The sequence below is a fragment of the Halomonas sp. DN3 genome (genome assembly GCF_024137905.1).
GTDB lineage: Bacteria > Pseudomonadota > Gammaproteobacteria > Pseudomonadales > Halomonadaceae > Halomonas > Halomonas litopenaei.
In genome coordinates this window covers 2,868,726-2,890,988 of record NZ_CP099965.1, presented here as the reverse complement: position 1 = coordinate 2,890,988, position 22,263 = coordinate 2,868,726, and the positions used below count along the sequence as shown (strand labels likewise).

18 protein-coding genes are annotated in these 22,263 nt (G+C 63.4%); 15 read left to right on the top strand and 3 right to left on the bottom strand.

Going from position 1 to position 22,263, the window contains the following annotated elements; translation table 11 throughout:
- Positions 1-7 precede the first annotated feature (7 nt).
- The 13 genes from NKF27_RS12490 to NKF27_RS12430 all read left to right on the top strand — a co-directional run bounded on the left by NKF27_RS12490 (position 8) and on the right by NKF27_RS12430 (position 14,925).
- The gene (locus tag NKF27_RS12490; RefSeq protein ID WP_253552043.1) at positions 8-988 is read left to right on the top strand and encodes a polysaccharide deacetylase family protein; all 981 of its coding nucleotides are present in this window, start codon (positions 8-10) and stop codon (positions 986-988) included.
- 108 nt (positions 989-1,096) lie between these two features.
- The gene (locus tag NKF27_RS12485; RefSeq protein ID WP_253552041.1) at positions 1,097-2,428 is read left to right on the top strand and encodes a DUF4910 domain-containing protein; all 1,332 of its coding nucleotides are present in this window, start codon (positions 1,097-1,099) and stop codon (positions 2,426-2,428) included.
- Positions 2,425-3,519, top strand: coding sequence for a hypothetical protein (locus NKF27_RS12480; RefSeq protein ID WP_253552040.1), 1,095 nt, complete (start codon positions 2,425-2,427; stop codon positions 3,517-3,519). Before NKF27_RS12485 ends, NKF27_RS12480 begins: the two co-directional genes overlap by 4 nt.
- Before the next feature lie 81 nt (positions 3,520-3,600).
- Positions 3,601-4,809: a hypothetical protein gene (locus NKF27_RS12475; protein ID WP_253552038.1), complete on the top strand. Its 1,209-nt coding sequence runs from the start codon at positions 3,601-3,603 to the stop codon at positions 4,807-4,809.
- Positions 4,806-6,047, top strand: coding sequence for a glycosyltransferase family 4 protein (locus tag NKF27_RS12470; protein ID WP_253552036.1), 1,242 nt, complete (start codon positions 4,806-4,808; stop codon positions 6,045-6,047). Before NKF27_RS12475 ends, NKF27_RS12470 begins: the two co-directional genes overlap by 4 nt.
- A gap of 2 nt (positions 6,048-6,049) precedes the next feature.
- The gene (locus NKF27_RS12465; RefSeq protein ID WP_301271159.1) at positions 6,050-6,643 is read left to right on the top strand and encodes a sugar transferase; all 594 of its coding nucleotides are present in this window, start codon (positions 6,050-6,052) and stop codon (positions 6,641-6,643) included.
- The gene (locus NKF27_RS12460) at positions 6,640-7,974 is read left to right on the top strand and encodes a lipopolysaccharide biosynthesis protein (RefSeq protein ID WP_253552034.1); all 1,335 of its coding nucleotides are present in this window, start codon (positions 6,640-6,642) and stop codon (positions 7,972-7,974) included. The genes NKF27_RS12465 and NKF27_RS12460 overlap by 4 nt, the downstream gene beginning before the upstream one ends.
- Positions 7,975-8,001: 27 nt before the next feature.
- Entirely contained in the window at positions 8,002-8,988 is a 987-nt protein-coding gene (locus tag NKF27_RS12455; protein ID WP_253552032.1) for an ATP-grasp fold amidoligase family protein, read from the top strand.
- Positions 8,972-9,919 (top strand): ATP-grasp fold amidoligase family protein, encoded by a 948-nt coding sequence (locus NKF27_RS12450; RefSeq protein WP_253552030.1) that lies wholly within the window; start codon positions 8,972-8,974, stop codon positions 9,917-9,919. Before NKF27_RS12455 ends, NKF27_RS12450 begins: the two co-directional genes overlap by 17 nt.
- 157 nt (positions 9,920-10,076) lie before the next feature.
- Complete coding sequence (locus NKF27_RS12445; protein WP_253552028.1) at positions 10,077-11,000, top strand: glycosyltransferase family 2 protein; 924 nt, start codon at positions 10,077-10,079, stop codon at positions 10,998-11,000.
- Between the two features lie 132 nt (positions 11,001-11,132).
- Positions 11,133-12,245: a glycosyltransferase gene (locus NKF27_RS12440; protein ID WP_253552026.1), complete on the top strand. Its 1,113-nt coding sequence runs from the start codon at positions 11,133-11,135 to the stop codon at positions 12,243-12,245.
- Between the two features lie 142 nt (positions 12,246-12,387).
- Positions 12,388-13,635, top strand: a complete 1,248-nt coding sequence (locus NKF27_RS12435; RefSeq protein WP_253552024.1) for a glycosyltransferase — start codon at positions 12,388-12,390, stop codon at positions 13,633-13,635.
- 96 nt (positions 13,636-13,731) lie between these two features.
- Entirely contained in the window at positions 13,732-14,925 is a 1,194-nt protein-coding gene (locus NKF27_RS12430) for a DegT/DnrJ/EryC1/StrS aminotransferase family protein (protein ID WP_253552023.1), read from the top strand.
- A gap of 384 nt (positions 14,926-15,309) precedes the next feature.
- Here the strand turns inward: NKF27_RS12430 and tviB are convergent, their stop codons facing one another.
- The gene (gene tviB, locus NKF27_RS12425; RefSeq protein WP_045993356.1) at positions 15,310-16,596 is read right to left on the bottom strand and encodes a Vi polysaccharide biosynthesis UDP-N-acetylglucosamine C-6 dehydrogenase TviB; all 1,287 of its coding nucleotides are present in this window, start codon (positions 16,594-16,596) and stop codon (positions 15,310-15,312) included.
- A 36-nt stretch (positions 16,597-16,632) separates the two neighbouring features.
- On the bottom strand, positions 16,633-18,612 hold the full coding sequence (locus NKF27_RS12420; RefSeq protein ID WP_253552022.1) for a nucleoside-diphosphate sugar epimerase/dehydratase: 1,980 nt from the start codon (positions 18,610-18,612) through the stop codon (positions 16,633-16,635).
- A 600-nt stretch (positions 18,613-19,212) separates the two neighbouring features.
- Between NKF27_RS12420 and NKF27_RS12415 the strand changes: the two genes are divergently transcribed.
- Together NKF27_RS12415 and NKF27_RS12410 are read left to right on the top strand one after the other, a co-directional pair.
- On the top strand, positions 19,213-20,226 hold the full coding sequence (locus tag NKF27_RS12415; RefSeq protein ID WP_253552020.1) for an NAD-dependent epimerase: 1,014 nt from the start codon (positions 19,213-19,215) through the stop codon (positions 20,224-20,226).
- Between the two features lie 3 nt (positions 20,227-20,229).
- Positions 20,230-21,504 (top strand): O-antigen ligase, encoded by a 1,275-nt coding sequence (locus NKF27_RS12410; RefSeq protein ID WP_253552018.1) that lies wholly within the window; start codon positions 20,230-20,232, stop codon positions 21,502-21,504.
- Positions 21,505-21,699: 195 nt separating this feature from the next.
- Here the strand turns inward: NKF27_RS12410 and ppa are convergent, their stop codons facing one another.
- Complete coding sequence (gene ppa, locus NKF27_RS12405) at positions 21,700-22,230, bottom strand: inorganic diphosphatase (protein WP_045993354.1); 531 nt, start codon at positions 22,228-22,230, stop codon at positions 21,700-21,702.
- Positions 22,231-22,263: the final 33 nt, after the last annotated feature.

The following is a 22,263-nucleotide window of genomic DNA, read 5'->3' as shown; positions in this document are numbered from 1 at the left end:
TCGCTCGATGTTGACCATCGTGATGTACCACTATGTCCGACCGCTGGCCGGGTCGCGCTATCCGCGCCTCAAGGCACTGGAGCTTGCTGCCTTTCGCGCTCAGCTCGACCATCTCGAGCGGCACTATCGGCCGGTGACGATGGAACAGGTGATCGCCGCCTGGCGCGGCCAGCAGACATTGCCCGAGCAGGCGGTGCTGTTGAGCTTCGACGACGGCTATCGTGATCACCTCGAACACGTGTTGCCGGAGCTCGAGCGACGCAGCCTTCAGGGTAGCTTCTTTCCCTGCACCGGTACCCTGCGCGACGGCCTGATCCTCGACGTCAACAAGATCCAGTTCGTGCTGGCCAGCGTCGCTTCCACCGCCGAGTTGCTGCCGGCCCTGGCCAGGGCACTGGATAAGCGTCGCGAGCGTCATGGCCTGGGGACCTACGAGGATATCCATCGCAGGGTCTATCATCGGCTGTCGCGCCAGGGACGCTTCGATGACCCCGATACCCTGTTCTTCAAGCGCCTGCTGCAGCGAGAGTTGCCCTTCGAGGTTCGCCATGACGTCATCGATGAGCTGTTTGCGCGCTTCGTCAGCACGGACCAGCGAGCCTTCGCCGAAATGCTCTATCTGAGCGATGCCGAGGTCCGCCAGCTGCACGACGCCGGCATGCATATCGGCTGCCACGGGGATCAGCACTTCTGGTTCGACAGCCTGACGCCCGAACAACAGGGCAGGGACCTCGAGGTCAGTCTCGCTTATCTTCGAAGCCTGGGGGTGCTCGGCGACGACTGGGTGATGTGCTATCCCTACGGTGGCGTCGACCAGGCGCTGCTGGGCCGTCTACGCCAGCTTGGCTGCGCCGCCGGGCTGACCGTGACGTCGCGGCAGGCCGACCCGGCCCGGGACGACCCCTTGCTGCTGCCGCGCCTGGACACCAATGATCTGCCCAGCCAGGCCGCTGCCTGCCCTGGCGACCCGGCGACCGTCCAGGTTTGATAGCTGACCACATCCTCGTCCACTTCCACGTCTTCCCCATTTGCGCCGAGCCTGGCGCGGCCCCGGCGGTTTGCCGCCAGCCTACCCACCATGCACAGGGATCTTGTCATGACAGCGTGCACGCAGAGCGCGACGACAGCGTCTGTCGCCGCCGGCGACGCCATGATGGCCATGTTGGCCGACCTCACTCCGCTGAATCGGGTGATCTGCTCGAGCGACTACGACGCCACGGTGGTCTACCTGGCCGAGCGCTGGCCGCTCAGGGAGCATCGTTTCGAGGCCTCTGACGTCCACAATGGCTGGGTGATTCCGCCCAGGTGGGACGTGCTGGAGGCGGCCATCTACAAGGATGGCGAGTGTATCTATGATGGTCGCTGGCATCCCATGGCGGTGATGGCGCTGTCACTGCCGTTCCGAGGCACGGTCTCGCGAGAAGAACTCAAGTCCCACCTGCATTTTGATCACCGCTACGAGGAGCGCATCCCGTTTCATTTTCGCCAGCTATTTACCAGCTGGCAGCGTGACTGGGGGTTCTGCGTGCCACGTCGTCTTGTCGAGCGTCTTGCGCCTGGTGACTACGAGGTGGTGATCGAGACCCGCGAGGCGCCGGGGTATCTGCGCTGCCTGGACTATCACCTGCCGGGGCAGCTCGAGCAGACCATCGTGCTGGGGGCCAACCTGGATCATCCCGGCGTCGCCAACGATGGTCTGTCCGGCGTGGCGGTGGGGCTCGCCGTGTTCGAGGCGCTTGCCGCGCGACCCAGGCGCTTCAGCTACCGACTGGTGCTGGCCCCCGGCATCATGGGCACCGAATATTATCTTGGGCGGCTTCCCGCCGCAGAGCGCGCTTTACTGTTCGAGGGGCTGATGCTCGAGATGCTGGGCTCGCCCACCATCCTCAATCTGCAGCGCTCACGTGGCGCCGGATCGAACATCGAGCAAGCGTTGTCCCGCGTGCTCAACGAAGGCGGGCACGACTACCGCGAGGGCGCCTTCGAGAGCCTGCTGCTCAACGACGAGTATCTGTGGGAAGCCTATGGCATCCCCATGGCTTCGCTATCGCGCTACCCCTATCCCGAGTATCACACCGACGCCGACAACCTTGGCTTGATGTCGCCGCAGCGCCTGCTCGAGGCGCGTGACGTGGTGCTTGCCGCCATCGACGATATCGAGTCCTCGCCGCTGATCAAGAAGCGCTTCGAGGGCAACGTCTGCCTGTCGCACCCCCGCCATGACCTCTATGTGGATCCTGGCCAGGTCGCCTTCGGTGACGTGCCGGACGAGTCACGCCGGCGGATGCGCCTGTTGATGGACTCCATCCCGACCCTGACGCGCCCGACCACCGTGCGCCAGCTGGCCAGGGAGGTCGGCCTCGAGGAGAGCGTGGTCCACGACTATCTCAAGCGCTGGCGCGATTGTGGCCTGGTGGAGCTGGTATGAATCGGGCGCGGGAGGAGGTGAGTGGCGAGCGCGCGCATCCGCCGGGCGGGGCAGCAACAGCGCCTGCGGAGGGGACCGGCACATGGGGAACCGCGCCAGCGCCAAGCACGCAGGCGTCGTTTGGCCGAAGCGTCTTTATCTGCTGCAAGCCGCTGCAGTTTCTGACCTGTGCCTCGATCGTTCGTCACTACCGAATCGAGCAGGCGCTGGTGCTGCTGGTGGCCGAAAGCATCGCCGAGTATGACGCCTTCTACGCCTTTGTCGAAGCAAGCCACCATCGTTCACTCTTTGACGAGATACGCCGCGTGCCGACCCAGGCCGCGGCACGCGAGGCGCTGGGCGCCTTGCACTACGACAGTCTGTTCATCGACAACGATCGCACCAGCAAGTACCTGCTGCTGGCGCCGCTGAAGACAGGCTGTCTGTGCCTTTACGAGGAGGGGGTCAGCACCTACTTCAGCTCCTATCTCTACGAGATGCCTCTGTCCAGGCGGTTGAAGTGGAGCCTGGTGGCCTTGGTGCGCGGTTGCGGACTGCGTTTCGGGGGCGGTCGCAGGACCGACCTGGTGTTCGTTTCGCGGCCGCGGACCTACGCCCGATTGAATCCCCGCCTGGCGCACAAGGCGCGCTATTGCCCGGGGCTCGTCGGTGAGCTGGAGCAAGGCTGGGAGGACTGGCAGGCACTGCTGTCGCCCTGGCTCGACCGGCTGACGTCGGCAACGCCGGCGCTGGTACTGGGTACCTGGGGGGGCGGCGATATCTCCGCCGAGAGGCTTGCCGAGCTCAAGCGACGTCATCCCCTGTTGCTGTTCAAGCCCCATCCCCACGACGGCTGCGCCTGGCTCGATGCTGACATCCAGGTGCTGGAGCAGCCGTGGATTCCCGCCGAGGTGTGGATTCGTCTACTGGCTAGCCGGGTCGACGAACTGGTGGTGTATCACTATTCCTCGTCTTCTGAGCTCTACTGCCTGGATCTGCTCGACAGGGTGAGCTTCGTCGACCTCAAGGGCGACGTTCATATCCGACGAGTCTGCGATCTGGCCGTGGGCGATCCCGGTCACGACGACATCGACCAGGTGGCGATTGCCTGAGAAGGACGCTGTCCGTCCAGCGCCTGGCCCCGTGGTAGTCGAACGGCATGCCCGCACGTCAAATGAGTGAGCTTAACGCCGATGGTTCCCATCCCTTATGTCACCTCCGCCTGGGACGTGTACTCCGCCCTGGCGGTGTTCGTGCTCGGTATGTGGCTTGCCAGAGCGGTGGGGCGAGCCTTCGGGCTGTCTTACATGCTGTGTCTGCCGCTCTATCTCTGGCACACGGCCTTCTGCGTGCTCTACGCCTGGTTCGTCAACGGCGACGGCGGAGATTCCTTGATGTACTACCGGGCGTCGTTGAACGACGGCGTCGAGTTCTCCTTCGGCACTGCGGGGGTGATCGTGTTCACCTCGCTGTTTACCCAGGGCCTGGGGCTGTCGTTTCTGGGGACCTTTCTGGTGTTCAATCTGGCCGGCTATGTCGGGCTGCTGGCCTTCGCCGGCAGTCTCCATCAGGCCATTGCCGAACGTGCCCTGGGTATTCGTCTGCTGGCGCTGGCCGTACTCTTTCTACCCTCGATGCACTACTGGGGCTCCGCCATCGGCAAGGATGCGCTGTCGTTTCTGTCCATGGGGCTTTCGCTGTGGGCGGCGCTGGATCTCAGACGCCGTCACCTGCTGATGGTGGTGGCGGTAATGATTATGCTGGTGGTGCGTCCGCACATGGCCGGTATACAGCTGATCGCCTTGGCGGCTGCCTTCTGTCTGCAGCCCGGCGTCGTGCTGTGGCAGCGGCTTTTGCTGGGGACTGCGGCGCTTGCCGGGGCGGCGATCATCGTACCCCTGGCGCTGGATTACGCCGGGGTCGGCAGCGGCTCCGATGCCGATCAGGTGATGAGTTACATCGAATTGCGGCAGAGCTACAACCAGACCGGCGGCGGCGCGGTGGACATCGCCTCCATGAGTCTGCCGATGCAGCTTTTCACCTATATGTTCAGGCCGTTGCCCATGGAAGCCAGCAGTGTGTTCCAGCTGGCGTCCTCGGTGGATAACGTCATCTTGCTGTATCTGATGGTAGTCGGTGGCATCGCCGCCATCACCGGGCGCAATGCGCCTCCCGCCAATCGACTGTTTCTGTGGTTTTACCTGCTGCTGGCCTGGACCATCCTGGCGATGACCACCGCCAATCTGGGCATCGCTGCACGTCAGAAGTGGATGTTTACCCCGGTGCTTATCTATCTGTTGATGTCCGTCATGGGGCGCCCGCGACAGGTAACCACCGACGCCGAGTCGACCGGGGGCTCTGCGCCGTCTGTCGAAAGCACGCCAAATGGAGTGGCGAGATGATCAAGCGACTGTTGATGGTAGCGAGTTACCCCGAGTCCATCGTCGGGTTTCGCGGTGAGCTGATCAGGGAGATGGTCACTCGCGGTATCGAGGTTCATGTCGCCGCACCCGTGGGGGGGAAGGGCGCTACCGGTGCCACCGGCGGCGAGGGTGACGCCGAGCGTTCGGCTGCTTCGTCGCGTCTGAGAGACAGTCTCGAGGCCCTCGGCGCGACGCTGCACGATATCCCGCTTTCGCGCACCGGCATGAACCCGCTGGACGATCTGAAGACCCTGGCGGCTCTGATGAGATTGATGCTGCGGGTACGTCCCGATGGGCTTTTTGCCTACACGATCAAGCCGGTGGTCTACGGGGCACTGGCTGCCTGGGTGTTGGGGGTGCGCCAGCGGACCCTGCTGGTCACCGGGCTGGGGTACGCCTTTACCGGCACCCAGGAGGGCGCCCAGGGTGGCAACAAGCGCCGCTTGATCAAGGCGCTGGTGCGGCGGTTGTATCGCGTCGCTCTGGGACGGGCTCATATGGTGCTGTTCCAGAACCCGGATGATCGTCGCCTGTTCATCGAGGAGGGGATTCTCCTTGATACCACGGCGTCCCGGGTGATCAACGGTTCCGGAGTGGATCTGGCGCATTTCTCGCCGGTGGCTCCAGCGACCGAGCCGGTCAGCTTCCTGCTGATCGCTCGGTTGCTGGGTGACAAGGGGGTGCGCGAGTACGCCGAGGCGGCGACGCGTATCCGCCAGCGCCATCCCCAGGTGCGCTTTCGCCTGGCGGGTTGGCTGGACGACAACCCCGACAGCATCGCGGCGCACGAGCTTCAGTCATGGATCGATGACGGCGCCATCGAATATCTCGGTCAACTCGATGATGTCCGTCCGGCCATCGCCGAATGCAGCGTCTATGTGCTGCCGTCCTATCGTGAGGGGACCCCGAGAACGGTGCTCGAGGCCATGGCCCTGGGGCGTGCGGTGGTGACCACCGACGCGCCGGGATGCCGCGAGACCGTCGCGCCAGGGGTCAACGGTTATCTGGTGGAGGTGAAAAATGTCGACGCCCTGTGCCAGGCGTTGCAACGCTATCTGGAAACGCCGGCGCTGATCGTCCAGCACGGCCAGGCCTCCCGGGCTCGCGCCGAGGAGCGCTACGATGTGCACCGCGTCAATCACAGCATCCTCGACGCCATGGGGGTCGATACGGCGTCATCCTGCCCGGCAGGGCTTGACCCCAGCGTGGTGAGATGATGATGGCCAAGCGTTGTCTGGATGTGCTGGTGGCCGCCTCGTTGCTGGTCCTGCTATCCCCTTTGATGCTCGGCATCTGGGGACTCGTCCGGCTGAGGCTTGGCAAGCCGGCCTTTTTCTTTCAGTGGCGCCCTGGGCTGCATGGCCGTCCCTACCGCTTGATCAAGTTCAGGACCCTCGCCCAGCGCTGTGACGAGCAGGGACGCACGCTGCCCGACGAGCAGCGCATGACGACGCTCGGGGGGTGGCTGCGGGCGTCCAGCCTGGACGAGCTGCCCGAACTCTGGAACGTGCTGAAAGGCGAGATGAGTCTGGTCGGGCCACGCCCGCTGCTGATGGAGTACCTGCCGCTGTATGACCGGGTCCAGGCCCGTCGCCACGAGGTACGACCGGGGATCACCGGATGGGCTCAGGTCAACGGCAGGAATGCGCTTTCCTGGCGCGAGCGCTTCGAGCTTGACGTCTGGTACGTGGACCACCACAGCCTGGCGCTCGATATCCGGATACTGGCCATGACGGTCGTCAAGGTGCTGCGACGCGAGGGTATCAGTGGCCAAGGGAGCGTCACCATGAAGCCCTTTCGAGGCAATGAATGACGCCCCGGGATACCGACTCGGTGGCCGCGGTCTTGCCGCAACGGGGCTGGCTGACAGCGCTTAGACGTCATCGCTTGCTGTCCCAGGTGTTGCTGGTAGCCGGTGGCACGGCGGGGGCTCAGGCGCTGAGTCTGGCCTTTGCGCCACTCATCACCCGTCTGTTCAGCCCCGACGCCTTCGGCCTGGCCGGTTCCTTCAGCGCCCTGGTCAGTGTCGTCGCGCCGCTGGCGGCCCTGACCTACCCGGTCGCCATGGTGCTGCCGCCCCGGGACGAAGACGCCCGGGGGCTGGCCCGGCTCAGCATGGGACTGGCGGTGCTGCTGGCGCTGGCCGCCGTGGCGGCGCTCGCTGTGCTGCAACCACTACTGGATCGGCATCTCGATCCGAGGCTTGCCGCCATGCTGATCTGGCTGCTGCCTATGGCCATGCTGCTGGCGGCCATGCAACAGGTGATGCAGCAGTGGCTGATTCGGCGCCAGCGATTCGGGGTGACGGCCAAGGTGGCGATGATCCATGCCCTGGTCCTCAACCTGGCCAAGGCGACCGGCGGCGTGCTGCATCCGGTCGGGGTGACGCTGGTGCTTGTCACCGCCGCCGCCAGTGGGCTTAACGCCTTGCTGCTGTGGTGGGCAGACCGGCGACTCGGTGATGGTCTGGTCGGCGGGGGACGGGGCGCCCCATGGCGGGAACTGGCGCGTCGCCACCTTGACTTTCCCTTGTATCGTGCACCCCAGGTGACGCTCAACGCCTTGTCGCAGTCGTTGCCGGTGTTGTTGCTGGCGGGATTCTTCGGTACCGCAGCCGCCGGGCACTACAGCCTGGCGGCCTCGGTACTGGCCGCGCCCATGGTGCTGTTGGCGAAGTCGGTCAACGACGTCTTCTATCCCCATGTGGCCTCGGCGGTCAACCGCGGCGAGCCGATTACCGCGTCACTGGCGAAGACCACCCTGGTGATGGCGGCGGTGGGGCTCGTCCCCTTTGGCGCCATGGTGGTGCTGGGGCCCTGGCTGTTTGCTCTGCTGTTCGGTGACCCCTGGTGGCAGGCGGGCGAGTACGCACGCTGGATGGCGGTCTGGCTGTACTTTGCCTTTCTCAACAAGCCCAGTGTGGCCTCCATCGCCAGTCTGGGCCTGCAGCGTGGTTTTCTGATCTACGAGGTACTCAGCGTTCTCGGCCGCGTGGCCGCGCTGTATGTGGGGTTTCGGGTGTATCACAGCGATCTCGTTGCGGTGGTGGCCTTCTCTCTGGTCGGCGCCATGCTCAATCTGGCGCTGGTCGGTGTGACCCTGTTGCGGGCAAGACGGCGTGACCAGGGATTGATCAAGACGTGAGAGCGCTTCTGCACAAGGGATTATCGTATGACAGGATTTCAGCGAGCCTTCGACAGGACGGAGAAGCTGGGGTGGCGATGCGCTCTGGGGGTGGTCGACCGCCTGTCGCCGCGTCTGGCGACAAGGCTGGTGCACCGGCGAGAGTATGGGCAGCGGCTCGAACTCGACGATCCCAGGGATTTCAATGACAAGCTGCAGTGGCTCAAGCTGTACGGTGATCGTCGGGGGCTTTCGCGTTGCGCCGACAAGTACGCCGTCCGAGAGTTTGCCGCCGAGCGAGGCTGCGCCGTTGCCCTCAGTCGACTGATCGGCCTCTACGAGAGCGTCGATGCGATCGACTGGGAGGAACTGCCGGCGCGCTTCGCGCTGAAGTGTACCCACGGTTGCGGCTACAACGTGATCATCGACGATAAGCGCAAGGCGGACGAGCGAGCGGTCAAGCGACGGCTGCAGCGTTGGCTGAAGGAGCGCTACGCCCGTCGCTATCTGGAGTATCACTACGACGCCATACCCCCGAGAGTGCTGGCCGAGGAGTACATCGAGACCGCTACCGGGGGAGTGCCCGTGGACTACAAGGTCTACTGCTTTCATGGTCGCCCTCGTGTGGTGCTGGTATGCACCGACAGGGGAGGCGACATGCGTTTCGACTTCCATGATCCGGCTTGGCAACGGCTCGAGCTGAATGATCGCAAGCACCAGAGCGCAGAAGACGTGGACCGTCCGCAAGCGCTCGACCAGATGCTCGAACTGGCCGAGCGGCTTTCGCGGGGCTTTGTCTTTGTCCGGGTCGACTTCTACGAGCGGGAAGGGCGGGCGGTGCTCGGTGAGATGACGTTCACACCCGGGGCGAACGTATCACGGCGCTACAACGCCTACGGACAACGCTACCTGGGCGACCTGATCGAACTGACGCAGGTGGGCCGGCGCTGCCGACACGACCGCGAAGTAACGGCAGGGCGGTCATTGAGCTTCAATGGAACCGTGCAAGGAGCGGACAATGGCGGTCATGAATGAGTGGATGGGCGCGGCCAAGTCCCGCCTGTGGACGTTGGGGATGTTGGGGCTGGACGCCTTCTCCAACGAGCAGGCGACGCGACTGATGCACCAACGCAAGACCCGGCGCCGCCTCGACCTTCGAACTCCCAGGCGCTTCGACGAGAAGCTTCAGTGGCTCAAGCTGTTTCATCGTGACCCGCTGATGGCCAAGTGCGCCGACAAGCTCGGGCTGCACGATTACGCGAGGTCCAGAGGCCAGGGTGCGATTCTCAATGATCTGCTGGGCGTCTACCGCAGTGTCGACGAGATCGACTGGGAAGCCCTGCCAGACGCCTTCGTGCTGAAGTGCAATCATGGCTGCGGCTACAACATCCTGGTGCACGACAAGTCGACCCTGGAAAGGCGCAAGGCCCGCCAGGATCTGTCGCGCTGGATGACCGAACGCTATGGGCGTCGCAAGCTCGAGTATCACTACGATCAGATCGTGCCGCGGATCTTTGCCGAGCGCATGCTGGACAGCGGGGGGAGGGACGCGCCCCTGGACTACAAGGTCTACTGCTTCAACGGCGAGCCGTTGGTGGTGCTGCTGTGCGCCTCGGACAAGGGGCAGACTCGCTACGCCTATTTCGATCGAGACTGGGGGCCGCTTGAGCTGATGGCTGCCAAGGTGCCGATCATCACCGACACCGCCGATCTGGCCCGTCCAGCTTGTCTTGAACCACTGCTCGAGTCCGCCCGCGCCTTGGCCGAGCCTTTTGCGTTCGTGCGTGTGGACTTCTACATCGAGCAGGGCCGTCCCGTTCTCGGTGAGATGACCTTTACGCCCTCGGCCAACATGGACAATGGCTACAGCGATGAAGGGCTCGATTACCTTGGCTCGCTGCTTCGGCTTCCGCAGGAGCGCTCATCAAGGCGATCCGACGGTGGCAAGGTCGCGGGCCCCAGGTGAGTCAAGGCCCTCCGGCATGGTGCCGGGACCTTCAGGGCTGTGTTTTCAGAACGGGTTTTTTCGAACCGTTCTTCCAGGCCAGGGCCTCAGACCCGTGCCCTCAGAACAGTGTCCTCAGAACAGCGCCTTCAGGGCAGAACCGTCAGGAGAGGAATCGATGCAGGTCTCGGTGGTGATACCGACCTACAATAGCGCCGCTTTTGTCGAGCGAGCCCTGCTGTCCGTGGTAAGCCAGACTGAAGGGTTGAGCCACGAGATCCTGCTGGTGGACGACTGTTCGGATGATCGTGAGGCGCTCTCGCGGCTGGTGCAGCGATACGAAGCCGTCAGGCTGATCGAGAAGCCTGCCAGGTCCAACGCCGCCGTGTCCCGCAACCGGGGACTCGAGGAGAGTCGTGGGGCTTTCGTCTTCTTTCTGGACTCCGATGATGCCCTGGCGCCAGGGGCACTCAAGCGCCGCATGGCCATGCACCGCGATAGCGGCGCCGGCGTCATCTTTGGCAACTATCTTGCGCGCCTCGCCGACGCCTCCCGCCTGAGCGCGTCGCGACTTCCGGCCTACCACGGCGGCGACATGCGTCACTACCTGTTCGTGGAGCGTGGAGACGTGCGTTCTTCCACCCTGTCGCTGTGCAAGGCCTTTTGGCAGGGGGCGCGCTTCGATGACGCGACGCGCAAGCACCAGGACTGGGTCTTCGCCATTCGCGCCTTTCACCAGGGCGAGCGTCTACTGTTCGACCCGCAGCCGACCGCAGTCATGGACGTGACGCGCCAGGGCCGCATGAGCTCCAGCGCCAATCTGGATGCCAGTCGTTACGTGGTCAAGCGCTACCTGTGTCAGGACCATCATCGCAACGCCTTTTCCCGACGCCAGTGGTTGTCCAGCCTGAGCAGACGAGACCTTACCGCCTGCCGCTTTCAGGTGGAGATATTCACCCCTGGAAACTGGCGCGAGCGGCGGGATCTCGCGCTATTTCGATTGGCCAGTCACCCAGTGCTGATCGGAGCTGCCTCCGCGCTGTTGACGTTGGCGCTGAAATTGCGACGCCTGGGCTCCCGATCGAGCGCGATGCAGCGTTAAGTCTCCCTTGAGACGCCATCGTGCTCGTTCAAGCCCGCCCGACTATTGGTCATGCTCGAACGAAGAGCAAAGGAAAAGGACGCCATGCAAAGCCCTGTTCGCAGCCCTGTTCGAAGCGCTATTCGAAGTCCTATGCAAAAGATTGCCTTGTTTCTGCCGTCGCTGCGGGGCGGCGGCGCGGAGCGGGTCATGGTGCTGCTCGCCAATGGCTTCGTCGCGGCCGGTCATGAGGTCGACCTGGTGACCGCCAGCGACGAGAACGTCTACCAGGCGGAAATCGCCCCCGGCATCCGCCACTTCAGCCTGGGCGCCGCCAGGGTCGCCAGCAGTCTGCCTGCGCTGGTGCGCTATCTGAAGCGCGAACGGCCCGCTGCGCTGTTGTCGGCGATGGGCCACGCCAACGTGGTGGCGGTGGCGGCGCGGGCGCTGGCCCGCCTCGACTGTCGACTGGTGGTGACCGAGCACACCAACTATTTTGCAGTGACCGCCAGAAACACCGGCTTCAATGCCCGGGTGATGCGGCGGCTGATGCGCCATGCCTATCTGCGAGCCGACGCCGTGGTGGCGGTCTCCCAAGGTGTCGCCGATGACCTGGCCAGAGGCCTGGCGCTGGACCCCTCTCGGATCGAGGTCATCTTCAATCCCATCGTCGATGAGCGGCTGGTGCAGCTCGCCGAGTCGTCGGTGGAGGATATCGGCGAAGTCGGCATCGTCGCGGTGGGACGCTTGATCGAACAGAAGGGTTTCGACGTGCTGATCGACGCTCTGGCACGCCTGCGTCAGCGCCATGAGCACCGAGAGGTGCGACTGACGATTCTCGGCGAAGGACCGCTGCGAGACACGCTGCTTGACCAGGCGCATCGTCTCGGGGTGGCCGACGCCGTATCGCTGCCCGGGTTCGTCGACAATCCTTTTGTGTATATGCGCAAGGCTCGGGTCTTCGCGTTGTCGTCCTACGCAGAGGGGTTGCCTAGCGTGCTGATCCAGGCGATGGCCTGCGGCACTCCGGTGGTAGCGACTGACTGCCCCTCGGGCCCTCAGGAAATTCTCGAGGGCGGGCGCTGGGGGCGGCTGATTCCCATGGGCGACAGCGAAGCGCTTGCAGACGCGCTCGAGGAAGTGCTGGCGCGTGACGAGCATCCTCCGGTTCACCAGCGCGCCGCCGATTTTGGCGCCGAACTGGCCGTCGAGCGCTACCTTGTTCGCCTGAACAGCGGCGTATCGTCGATGGCGTCGCAGGGCTGAGTTCTGGTGCGCCTGCGCAAGGCTCTGTGCTCGGGCCATCCGCGGCAAATCTCGGCCACCGCCATTTCCGTGGCACCTCTGCATTTTTCCTGAGCGGTTAAATTGTTGTCGCTTTCTTGCCCATCACAGGATGTGTCTGCCCATGTCTGTGCGCGTACTTCATGTCATCACCGGACTCGGTACCGGTGGCGCGGAGCGAAATCTCTATAATCTGCTGGCCGCAGGCGTCAGTGCCCCGGACGAGGTCGCAGTGATCGCCCTGATGGACGAGGGTAGCTACGGGCCCCGTATTCGTGCGCTGGGCATCGAGGTCCATGCCCTTGGCATGCGCCAGGGAATCCCCGCCCCCTGGACCCTGCCTCGTCTGAGCGCTCTGGTGCGACGTTTCGCCCCTGACGTCATTCAGGGCTGGATGTACCACGGCAACCTCATGGCCAGCATGGCGGCTCGCCTGTGCCACCAGCGGCCGGCGGTGAGCTGGAACGTGCGCCAGTGCCTCTACCAGATCGAGCGCCACAAGCCATTGACGCGATGGGCCATTCGCGCCAACCGACGGCTCTCGGGCGGACCCGGGGCGATCGTTTTCAACAGTCGCCTGTCTCGGCGGCAACATCGCGACTTCGGCTTCCGCGATGACGCAGCGCTGGTCATTCCCAACGGATTCGATACCGCCGCCGTGGCCCCGGATTCGGCCAGCCGGCAACAGGTGCGGAAGCGTCTGAGCTTTAACGATGAACAATGGGTGGTGGGGCATGTGGCCCGATGCCACCCGATCAAGGATCATCCCAATCTGTTGCGGGCCTGCGTCACCGTCGCCGAACAAATGCCTCAGGCGCGCTTTCTGGTGGTCGGTCGTGGCGTCGATTTCGATGCGCCGCAGTTGGCGGGCATCGTGCCGGACGAGTACCGCTCGCGCTTCTTGCTGACGGGTGAGCGAGACGACGTGGGTGAGCTGATGCAGGCGATGGATGTGTTCTGTCAGAGTTCATGGCTCGAGGCCTTCCCCAATGCCCTGGCGGAGGCCATGGCCTGCGAACTGAGCTGTGTGGCGACCGACGTCGGTGACAGCGACTACATCCTCGGTACCAGCGGACGCATCGTGCCACCACGAGATAGCCAGGCCCTCGCCCGGGCCTTGCTGGAAGCCTTGAACGAACCTGCCGACAGGCGCCGGGAACGGGGACGAGAGGCAAGAGAGCGCATCGTGAGCGAGTTCGGTCTTGCTCAGGTGGTTGAGCAGTATCGGCAGTTGTACCAGCGGATCGGCCTTCCGGCGCAGGTCGGTAGTCTGCCGTCTGCACCGTCCACTGAAGCATCGACCGAAACAGTTTCCGAAACAGCTTCCGAACCAGCTTCCGAACCAGCTTCTGGACCATCGACTCGACCATGAGTCACGCCACGTGCGCTGAGTGGGAGCGAGTTTACGATAGCGCCCATCTTCGTATCCGGGGATGCCCCGACAAGACCTCTGCAGAGAGAAGCCCCTATGCTAAATGGCCCCTTCGCACCCTGGCCCTGCTTCGATGAAGGCGACGCCGAGGCGGTATCGCGCGTGCTGCTCAGCCAACGCGTCAATTACTGGACCGGCGACGAGGGCCGCGAGTTCGAGCGCGAATTCGCCGCCTGGACAGGCGCTCACCACGCTGTCGCCGTGGCCAACGGCACCCTGGCGCTGGATCTGGCGCTGCATGCCCTGGATATCGGACCAGGGCACGAGGTGATCGTGACCCCCAGGACCTTCCTGGCGTCGGTGTCGGCCATCGTCAATGCGGGCGCTACCCCGGTGTTTGCCGACATCGAGCGTGACTCCCAGAACCTGTCGGTCGCCAGCGTCGAGGAGTGCCTGAGCCCACGCACCCGCGCCATCGTCGCCGTCCACCTGGCGGGCTGGCCCTGTGACATGGATGCCCTCGGTGAACTGGCGCAGACCTTTGGTCTTTCGATCATCGAGGACTGCGCCCAGGCACACGGTGCGCGCTATCGTGGCCGCAGCGTCGGCACCTTCGGTGATGTGGCGGCCTGGTCATTCTGTCAGGACAAGATCATGACCACCGGCGGGGAAGGGGGCATGGTCACCACCGACGATCCTGGGCTGCACCGGCGTATGTGGGCCTACAAGGACCACGGCAAGAGCTGGGAAGCGGTCCATGAGCGGGCCCACCCGCCGGGGTTTCGCTGGCTGCACGACAGTTTCGGTACCAATTGGCGGATGACCGAGATGCAGGCGGTGCTGGGAAGACGCCAGCTCGAGCGCATGGCTCAGTGGAGTCAGCGCCGCCGCGCCAATCTTTACGCCATTCTCGACGCCGCAGATCGCTGTCCGGGACTGCGGGCTCCGCGTCCGCCCGAACACATCGTCCATGCCGGCTACAAGGCCTATGTGTTTGTCCGTCCCGAACGCCTGGCCGAGGGCTGGAGCCGCGACGCCATCATGCAGTGTCTCAATGCCCAGGGGGTGCCCTGTTTCAGTGGCAGCTGCTCCGAGGTCTACCGGGAACGCGCCTTCGACAACACTCCCTGGCGCCCGGCGCGGCCGTTGCCGGTGGCCAGGGAACTGGGAGAGACCAGCCTGATGCTGCTGATCCATCCGACCCTGACCGAGGAACAGATGGACAAGACCTGTCGGGTGCTCGAGGAGGTCATGGCGCGGGCAACGCAGCCTGCACTCTGTCCCGAGTGACGCCGCCCCGATTGACGCCGCCCAGCATGACTCGGTCATGAGTCACTCTGTCATGACCCACTCTGTCGCTAGCGGGTCTGTCCTGAGTGACGCTGTTGGAAAGGATCTATCAACGTCGGTCTATCGACGTCGGTCCGTGGAGCGTGGCTGCGGCTAAGCCTCTGGAAAAACCGCAATGGGCAGGGCCTTCGGGTCCTGCCCATTGCGTTTCTGGGGCACCATTTTGGCTGTCTGCCGGGCACCTCGTTCGCCTGCGACGCCGCGGCGATTGGCCAGGCGACTGCGGAAGGAAGGGACGCAAGGCGATGGCCGCTGCAGATGCCCAGGCGTGGCTACGGACGCTAGAGGCGCAGATACAGATGCCCCCAGGCGTAGTTGCTAAGGCTAGAGGCGCAGATCCGCCGCGCCCTTGGGCAGCAGATACTTGAGGTCATACAGCACGTGTTCCGGCTTGCCCCAGCCGCGGATTCGCTCGACCCCGATATCACGGAATTCGTGGTGAGCGACGGCGATGATGACGGCGTCGTAGGCGCCGGGTTCCGGTTCGTCGACAGGGCGAAGGCCAAAGGCGGCCACCGCCTCGTCACGGTCCACGTGGGGGTCGAGCACGTCCACCGCCACGTTGAACTCGCGCAGCTCGTCGATGATATCGATGACACGGGTATTGCGCAGGTCCGGGCAGTTCTCCTTGAACGTCAGGCCCATGATCAGTACCCGGGCATCCTGCACATGGATGCGTCGCTTGGCCAGGCACTTGATCAACTGATTGGCCACGTAGGCGCCCATGCCGTCATTGATACGGCGGCCGGACAGGATGACCTCGGGATGGTAGCCAACCTGCTGCGCCTTGTGGGTCAGATAGTAGGGGTCCACGCCGATGCAGTGCCCGCCCACCAGGCCAGGACGGAAGGGCAAGAAGTTCCATTTGGTGCCGGCGGCTTCCAGCACCTCTTCGGTGTCGATGCCCAGACGCTCGAAGATGATGGACAGTTCGTTGATCAAGGCGATGTTGACGTCGCGTTGGGTGTTCTCGATGACTTTGGCGGCCTCGGCCACGGTAATCGAGCTGGCTCGGAAGGTGCCGGCGGTGATGACCGAGGCGTAGAGCTCATCGACGAAGTTGGCGCTGGCCGGCGTCGAGCCGGAGGTCACCTTGCGGATGTTGGTGACCCGATGCTCGCGATCACCGGGATTGATGCGCTCCGGGCTGTAGCCGGCGAAGAAGTCGCGGTTGTAGCGCAACCCGGACAGCTTCTCGATGACCGGTATGCACTCGTCTTCGGTGGCGCCAGGATAGACCGTCGACTCGAAGATCACGATATCACCCTTGGCAATCACCCTGCCCACCGTGGCACTGGCCCCCAGCAACGGTGTCAGGTCGGGATTGTGCTGGGCGTCGATCGGGGTGGGTACCGTGACGATGTAGACATTGGCGTCGGCCAGCCTGGCCGGCTGATAGGTGAAACTCAGCAGCGGCGCCAAGTTCAGCTCGCCTGGTGTCACTTCTCGCGTGGTATCGATACCGTCGTGCAACTGAGCAATACGCTCGGCACTGATATCGAAGCCCAGAGTGGGGTAGCGCTTGCCGAATTCGACCGCCAGCGGCAGGCCGACATAGCCAAGCCCGATGACCGCGATGCGTGCCTTGTCCAGCGTCAGTGAATGTTCCATGGGGGCCTCGTGTCAGCAGAACCTGGGGGATCGGCGCTAGAGTGGCTTTGCCGCAAGCGCAAGGGGGGCGGGGCTGGGGTCTGCGGCGCCAGCGAGTCGTCGTGTCGGTGAGGACGGCTGGGCCATGTGCTGGCGCCAGACAAGATCGGCGATACCCCCGGTAGGGCTGTAACCGGTAGGCGGCAGGCGCAGCAGTTCCCTCACGCGCTCGAGTTCAGCGCTGTCCAGTGCCGAGCGCAGCTGCTCCAGGTAGGGAGCCAGTTGCGACCAGGACCAGTAGCCTTCGTTGGCGGTCATGATCCGAGGGTGCTCCGAGGGCTGGTCGTTCTGCCCGATCAGCAACTCCTCGTAGAGCTTTTCGCCGGGACGTAGTTGGGTGAAGACGATGTCTATCTCGCCATGGGGGTTGTCGGCCGTGCGAGGCTCCAGCCCCGACAGCCGAATCATCTGCCTGGCGAGATCGAGAATCTTCACCGGTTGCCCCATGTCCAGCACGAATACGTCTCCCCCCTGGCCCATGGCGCCTGCCTGGATGACCAGTTGCGCCGCCTCCGGGATGGTCATGAAGTAGCGGGTGATCTCTGGATGGGTCACGGTGACCGGGCCACCTTGTTGAATCTGGCGCCGGAACAGGGGAATCACCGAGCCGGAGGAACCCAGCACGTTGCCGAAGCGCACCATGCAGAAGCGGGTGGTCGATGATTGCTCTGCCAGCGCCTGACACACCAGCTCGGCGAGGCGCTTGCTGGTGCCCATGACGTTGGTGGGGCGCACCGCCTTGTCGCTGGAAATCAGCACAAAGGTCGATACCCCACTGTCGATGGCCGCTCGCGCAGCGGCCAGGGTGCCAAAGGTATTGTTCTTGAGGCTTTCGACCATGTTGTGCTCGACCATGGGCACATGCTTGTAGGCGGCGGCATGGTAGATGGTGTCCACCTTGAAGCCCTGCAGGATGATGCGAAGACGCTTCTGATCCTGGATCGTGCCGAGAAATGGCTTCAGCTCCACAGCAAGGTTCAGGCTGTCCAGGAACCCCAGGAGCTCCTGTTCGATCTGGTACAGCGAGTACTCGCAGCTATCGAAGAGCAGCAGTTGGCGTGGGCGTTGAGCCAGTATCTGTCGGCACAATTCCGACCCGATCGAGCCGCCGGCACCGGTCACCATGACAACCTGGTCGCGGATATTGGCGTCCATCAGGTCCTGTCGCGGGGGGACCGGGTCTCGGCCCAGCAGTTCTTCGACACTGACGTCACGAATATCTTCGATCTTCGCTCGGCCCTGCACCACATCGTCCAGGCGTGGAATGGTCTGAATCGTGATATTGAGGGGTTCCAGTGACGCCACGATCTCCTGGCGACGTCTGCGTCTGGCACTGGGAATGGCGAGCAGGATCTTTTCGATGTTGAGGCGCTCGACCAGCTCCGCAATATGACGAGGAGAGTGGACCTCTAGACCTTCGACATGGGTACCCTCCATGCCGCGCCAGTCATCGACGAAGGCCACCGGAAGGTAGTCACTTCCCTGGCGAAGAGAAGCCACCAGCTTGCATCCTGCAGAGCCCGCACCATAGATCAGCACCCTGGGCTTGTCCTTCATCAGACGATGCTGGTAGAGGCTTCTCAGGGCAAAACGCGTGCCGCCGGTCAGCAGTAGGCTGAGCAGAAAATAGTCGAACAGGACGCCTGCAGGAAGCGGAAAAAATATCGCGCGGCCAAGCAGGTCAAGCACCAGCGTCGAGGTGGCGACGCCAATGAACAGGGTCACGATGGCGCGGCTGCCGACGTATCTGAGTACAGCGCGATAGAGGCCTAGCTTGATAAACACGACCAAGGAAATCGCCGTGACAAGTACATTCAAGGCGTAGGCGGAAGGGGCGCGCATAAAGGCGCCAAAAAGCCCGTTGATGGCCATGGATACGACGAGGCTGGCCTCGATAAGCATGATATCGGCGGCGAGCTGAAATATCCTTTTCTTGCGACGAGGGAGTCGCAAGGCGGCTTCGATCATGTTGCCCATGGTAGGGATCCCCTGCTTGGAAAATCGTCCATGTTTTAGGATTTTATTTGGACGACTGTGCTGTTTCCTCGTTGTCTGGATTGGCTTTACGACGTGCGATTCTTTTCCTGCATCATATCTGCATTGAAATATTTCACCAGCGTCAAAAAACTCCTATTTCTTGATGGTTTTGATAATTGGTCAGCGAGGTTTAGAGAAGTCATTTATATGCGTGAAATTAGTGGTGTGCTTATGATGTGTTGGTATGAGGTAAGTCAGGTAATCGTGTCGAAATTTCTAGATGTACAAGGGAAATGTTGTCCTCCTCCATTGAAGTAAATGGAAAGGTGTTGATAATGGCGTGTATGCAGAGGTTCCGTAAGATTTACTGTGCAGAAAGTCAAAAAGTGTGCAGTTGTAGGCTGATGGTAGAAGGGGAAAGCGTAGTTGATTGATGCGGCAAATATTATTAGGAGCTTTGCCGTCGAGCATTAGATATTGACCAATCGTCGGACTAGTGGAGCCCTGTTGGTGCTCGGTTCAGGGTGTTTCCAGCACGGCGGTCGAACGTGGCGAGAGTGCCGTGGACGGACCTTGCCAGCACCATGGGAGAGGGAATAGATGAAGGTGCTTGTTACCGGGATGGCAGGGTTCATTGGCTCGACGCTGGCCGCACGTCTGGCCAGTGACGGGCTGGAGGTAGTCGGTGTGGACAATCTCAACGACTACTACGACGTGTCCTTGAAGAAAACGCGGCTGGCACGTCTCGAAAAGCTGCAGAACGTACGTTTCGTGCGGCTGGATCTGGCCGATCGCGAGGGTGTCGGCCGGCTGTTTGCCGACGAGCGCTTCGATCGTGTCGTACACCTGGCGGCACAGGCGGGGGTAAGGTACTCCTTGACCCATCCCCACGCCTACGTGGATGCCAACCTGGTGGGGCACCTGAATGTGCTCGAAGGATGCCGGCACCAGCAGGTAGAGCACCTGCTCTATGCCTCGTCCAGCTCTGTCTATGGCATGAATCAGGTGGTGCCCTTCGCCACACGCGACAATGTCGACCATCCTGTCAGCCTCTACGCCGCGACCAAGAAGGCCAACGAGCTGATGGCGCACACTTACTCCCACCTCTACGGACTGCCGACCACCGGACTCAGGTTCTTCACCGTCTATGGCCCCTGGGGGCGACCGGACATGGCGATGTTCCTGTTCACCAAGGCGATCCTCGAAGGTCGTCCGATCGACGTCTACAACCACGGGGAGATGTCGCGGGACTTTACCTATGTGGACGACATCGTCGAGGGCATCGTGCGCTTGCTGGAAGTGGTCCCCAGCGCGGACCCCGACGCCGGCGTGGTCGACGACTCACCGGATCGCAGCAGTGCACCCTACGCGCTTTACAACATCGGACACGGTAGCCCGGTGGGGCTGATGGACTTTATCCACGCCATCGAGGCGGCACTGGGGCGCAAGGCCGAGTACAACTTCCTGCCGATGCAACCGGGCGATGTTCCTCGGACCTGGGCCGACACCACTGCACTGTATCGCGCTACCGGCTATCAGCCGCGCATCGGGGTCGAGGAGGGCGCGGCTCGATTCGTGGACTGGTATCGCTCCTATCATGGCATCGTCGCCTGAGCCATGCGCACGCCGCCGGGTGTGGCAAGGCACTATCGAGGATGGCCGGCGCAGTCCTCGTCGGCGATCCAGGGGCTGGCACTGTTCGTCTTCCTGTCCAGTCTGCTGACGCTACCCTGGGCGTATCGGTTAACCGGAATGCTGCTGGTGTCACTGGCGGCGATGGCGGTGCTGGTGCGGCGCAGCCTTCCCCGGGACGCCGAGTCCCTTGCATGGGTGGCAATGCTGGCGCTTTTCGGCTGTCAGCTGGTGTTGGACGCGGGGCGTAGCGGGCCGCCCCTGGCGCGTTATAGCGTGCCGTCACTGCCCTGGTGGCCCTGGCTTGGGCTGCTTTTGTTATTGGCATGGCGTGCCAAGCCTCCCTCGCTTTACTGGTGGTGGCGCGGGATTACCCTGGGGGCGGTGCTATCCGGGCTGAAGGCGCTGTATGACCGACTGATCGAGGATGAGCGTCGGGCTGGCGATCTGATCAACGCCATTCCCTTCGGCAATCTCAGCCTGGTGCTCGGGGTGCTCAGCCTGGTGTGGTGGCTCGACAACGTCAGTGAAGGGCGGCGCGGCCTGTTCCTCTGGTGGGCGGCGCTGGGAGCGGTGATGGGTCTGCTTGGCTCGCTGCTGTCCGGCACCCGGGGCGGCTGGCTGACCCTGCCGCTGGTGATGCTGGTGCTGGTCCTGCGCCACGGCCGGCGGGCGCGCCTCTACTGGTCGACGCTTACACCCCACCGGCGCTTCGCCATCCGGATGACCGCCACCCTGGCGATCGGCGTGGCGACCCTGGTGGCACTGCCTCGGCTGTGGGCACTGGCCGAGGATATCGTCTTGCTATGGCGCCAGGGGGCCGTCGACACCAACGCGGGCTTGCGCTGGCATCTGTGGGGCATCGCTGGCGAGGCGTTCGCAGCCAGGCCCCTCTGGGGCTGGGGAGAGGATGGTCTGGTCGCCTGGCTCGAGACACTGGTCGCGGCGGGCCGGCTGCCCGAGGGCATGGCCGGAATCGGGTTCCAGCTTCACAGTGACGTGCTGGACACCGCCGCTCGACGTGGCCTTGCGGGGGTGGCGCTGCTGCTGCTGTTCTATGGGATTCCGTTGGCGAGCTTTGTGCGTCGCCTCGATCATGGCGATGGCCAGTGTCGTGTGCTCGCCCTGTCCGGCGCGCTGATCGTGGTGATGTATGCGGGGTTCGGCCTGACCCAGACGATGTTTCGTGACCCCCATACCTTCAGCGCCTATCTGGTGATGTGCACCGCCTGCTTTGCCCTGCTGAGAACGCGAGGCTGAACTCCCGGGTGCTCGAGGACCGCAGCAGCAGCCGTTGATGCGCAGGCGGAAGAGCGCAGCGTCCAGCCCGCCAGACAGGCACAGTAACAGGCACAACAAAAAGCCGCCCGAATCCGGGCGGCTTTTTTTGACGCTTCCCGTGGACCAGGTGTGGCCTCGGGGAAGCAACCGTCGCTGGCACGTCTGCGCCGAGGCTCAGGCCTTGGTATAGGCAGCGGCGGACTTTTCGATGGCCTTGCGGGCGGCCTCGACACCTTCCCAGGATTCCACCTTGACCCACTTGCCCTTCTCGAGATCCTTGTAGTTCTCGAAGAAGTGGGCGATCTGCTGACGCAGCAGCTCGGGCAGGTCGGTGACCTCCTGAACATCGTCGTAGAGGCTGGACAGCTTGGGGTGCGGGACGCACACCAGCTTGGCGTCTTCGCCGGCTTCGTCGGTCATGTTGAGGATGCCCACCGGGCGGGCGCGGATGACACTGCCGGGTGCGACGGGGTAGGGGGTGACCACCAGGGCGTCCAGGGGGTCGCCGTCGTCTGCCAGGGTGTGCGGAATGAAGCCGTAGTTGGCCGGGTAGAACATCGGCGTCGCCATGAAGCGGTCGACGAGCAGGGCACCCATGTCCTTGTCAATTTCGTACTTCACCGGGGCGTGATTGGCGGGAATCTCGATGGCGACGAAGAGGTCGTTGGGGAGTTCCTTGCCGGCGGGGATGTTGTCGAAGTTCATGCTCGCGTCCTTCGTTGGGCGGATGTCCGCCTG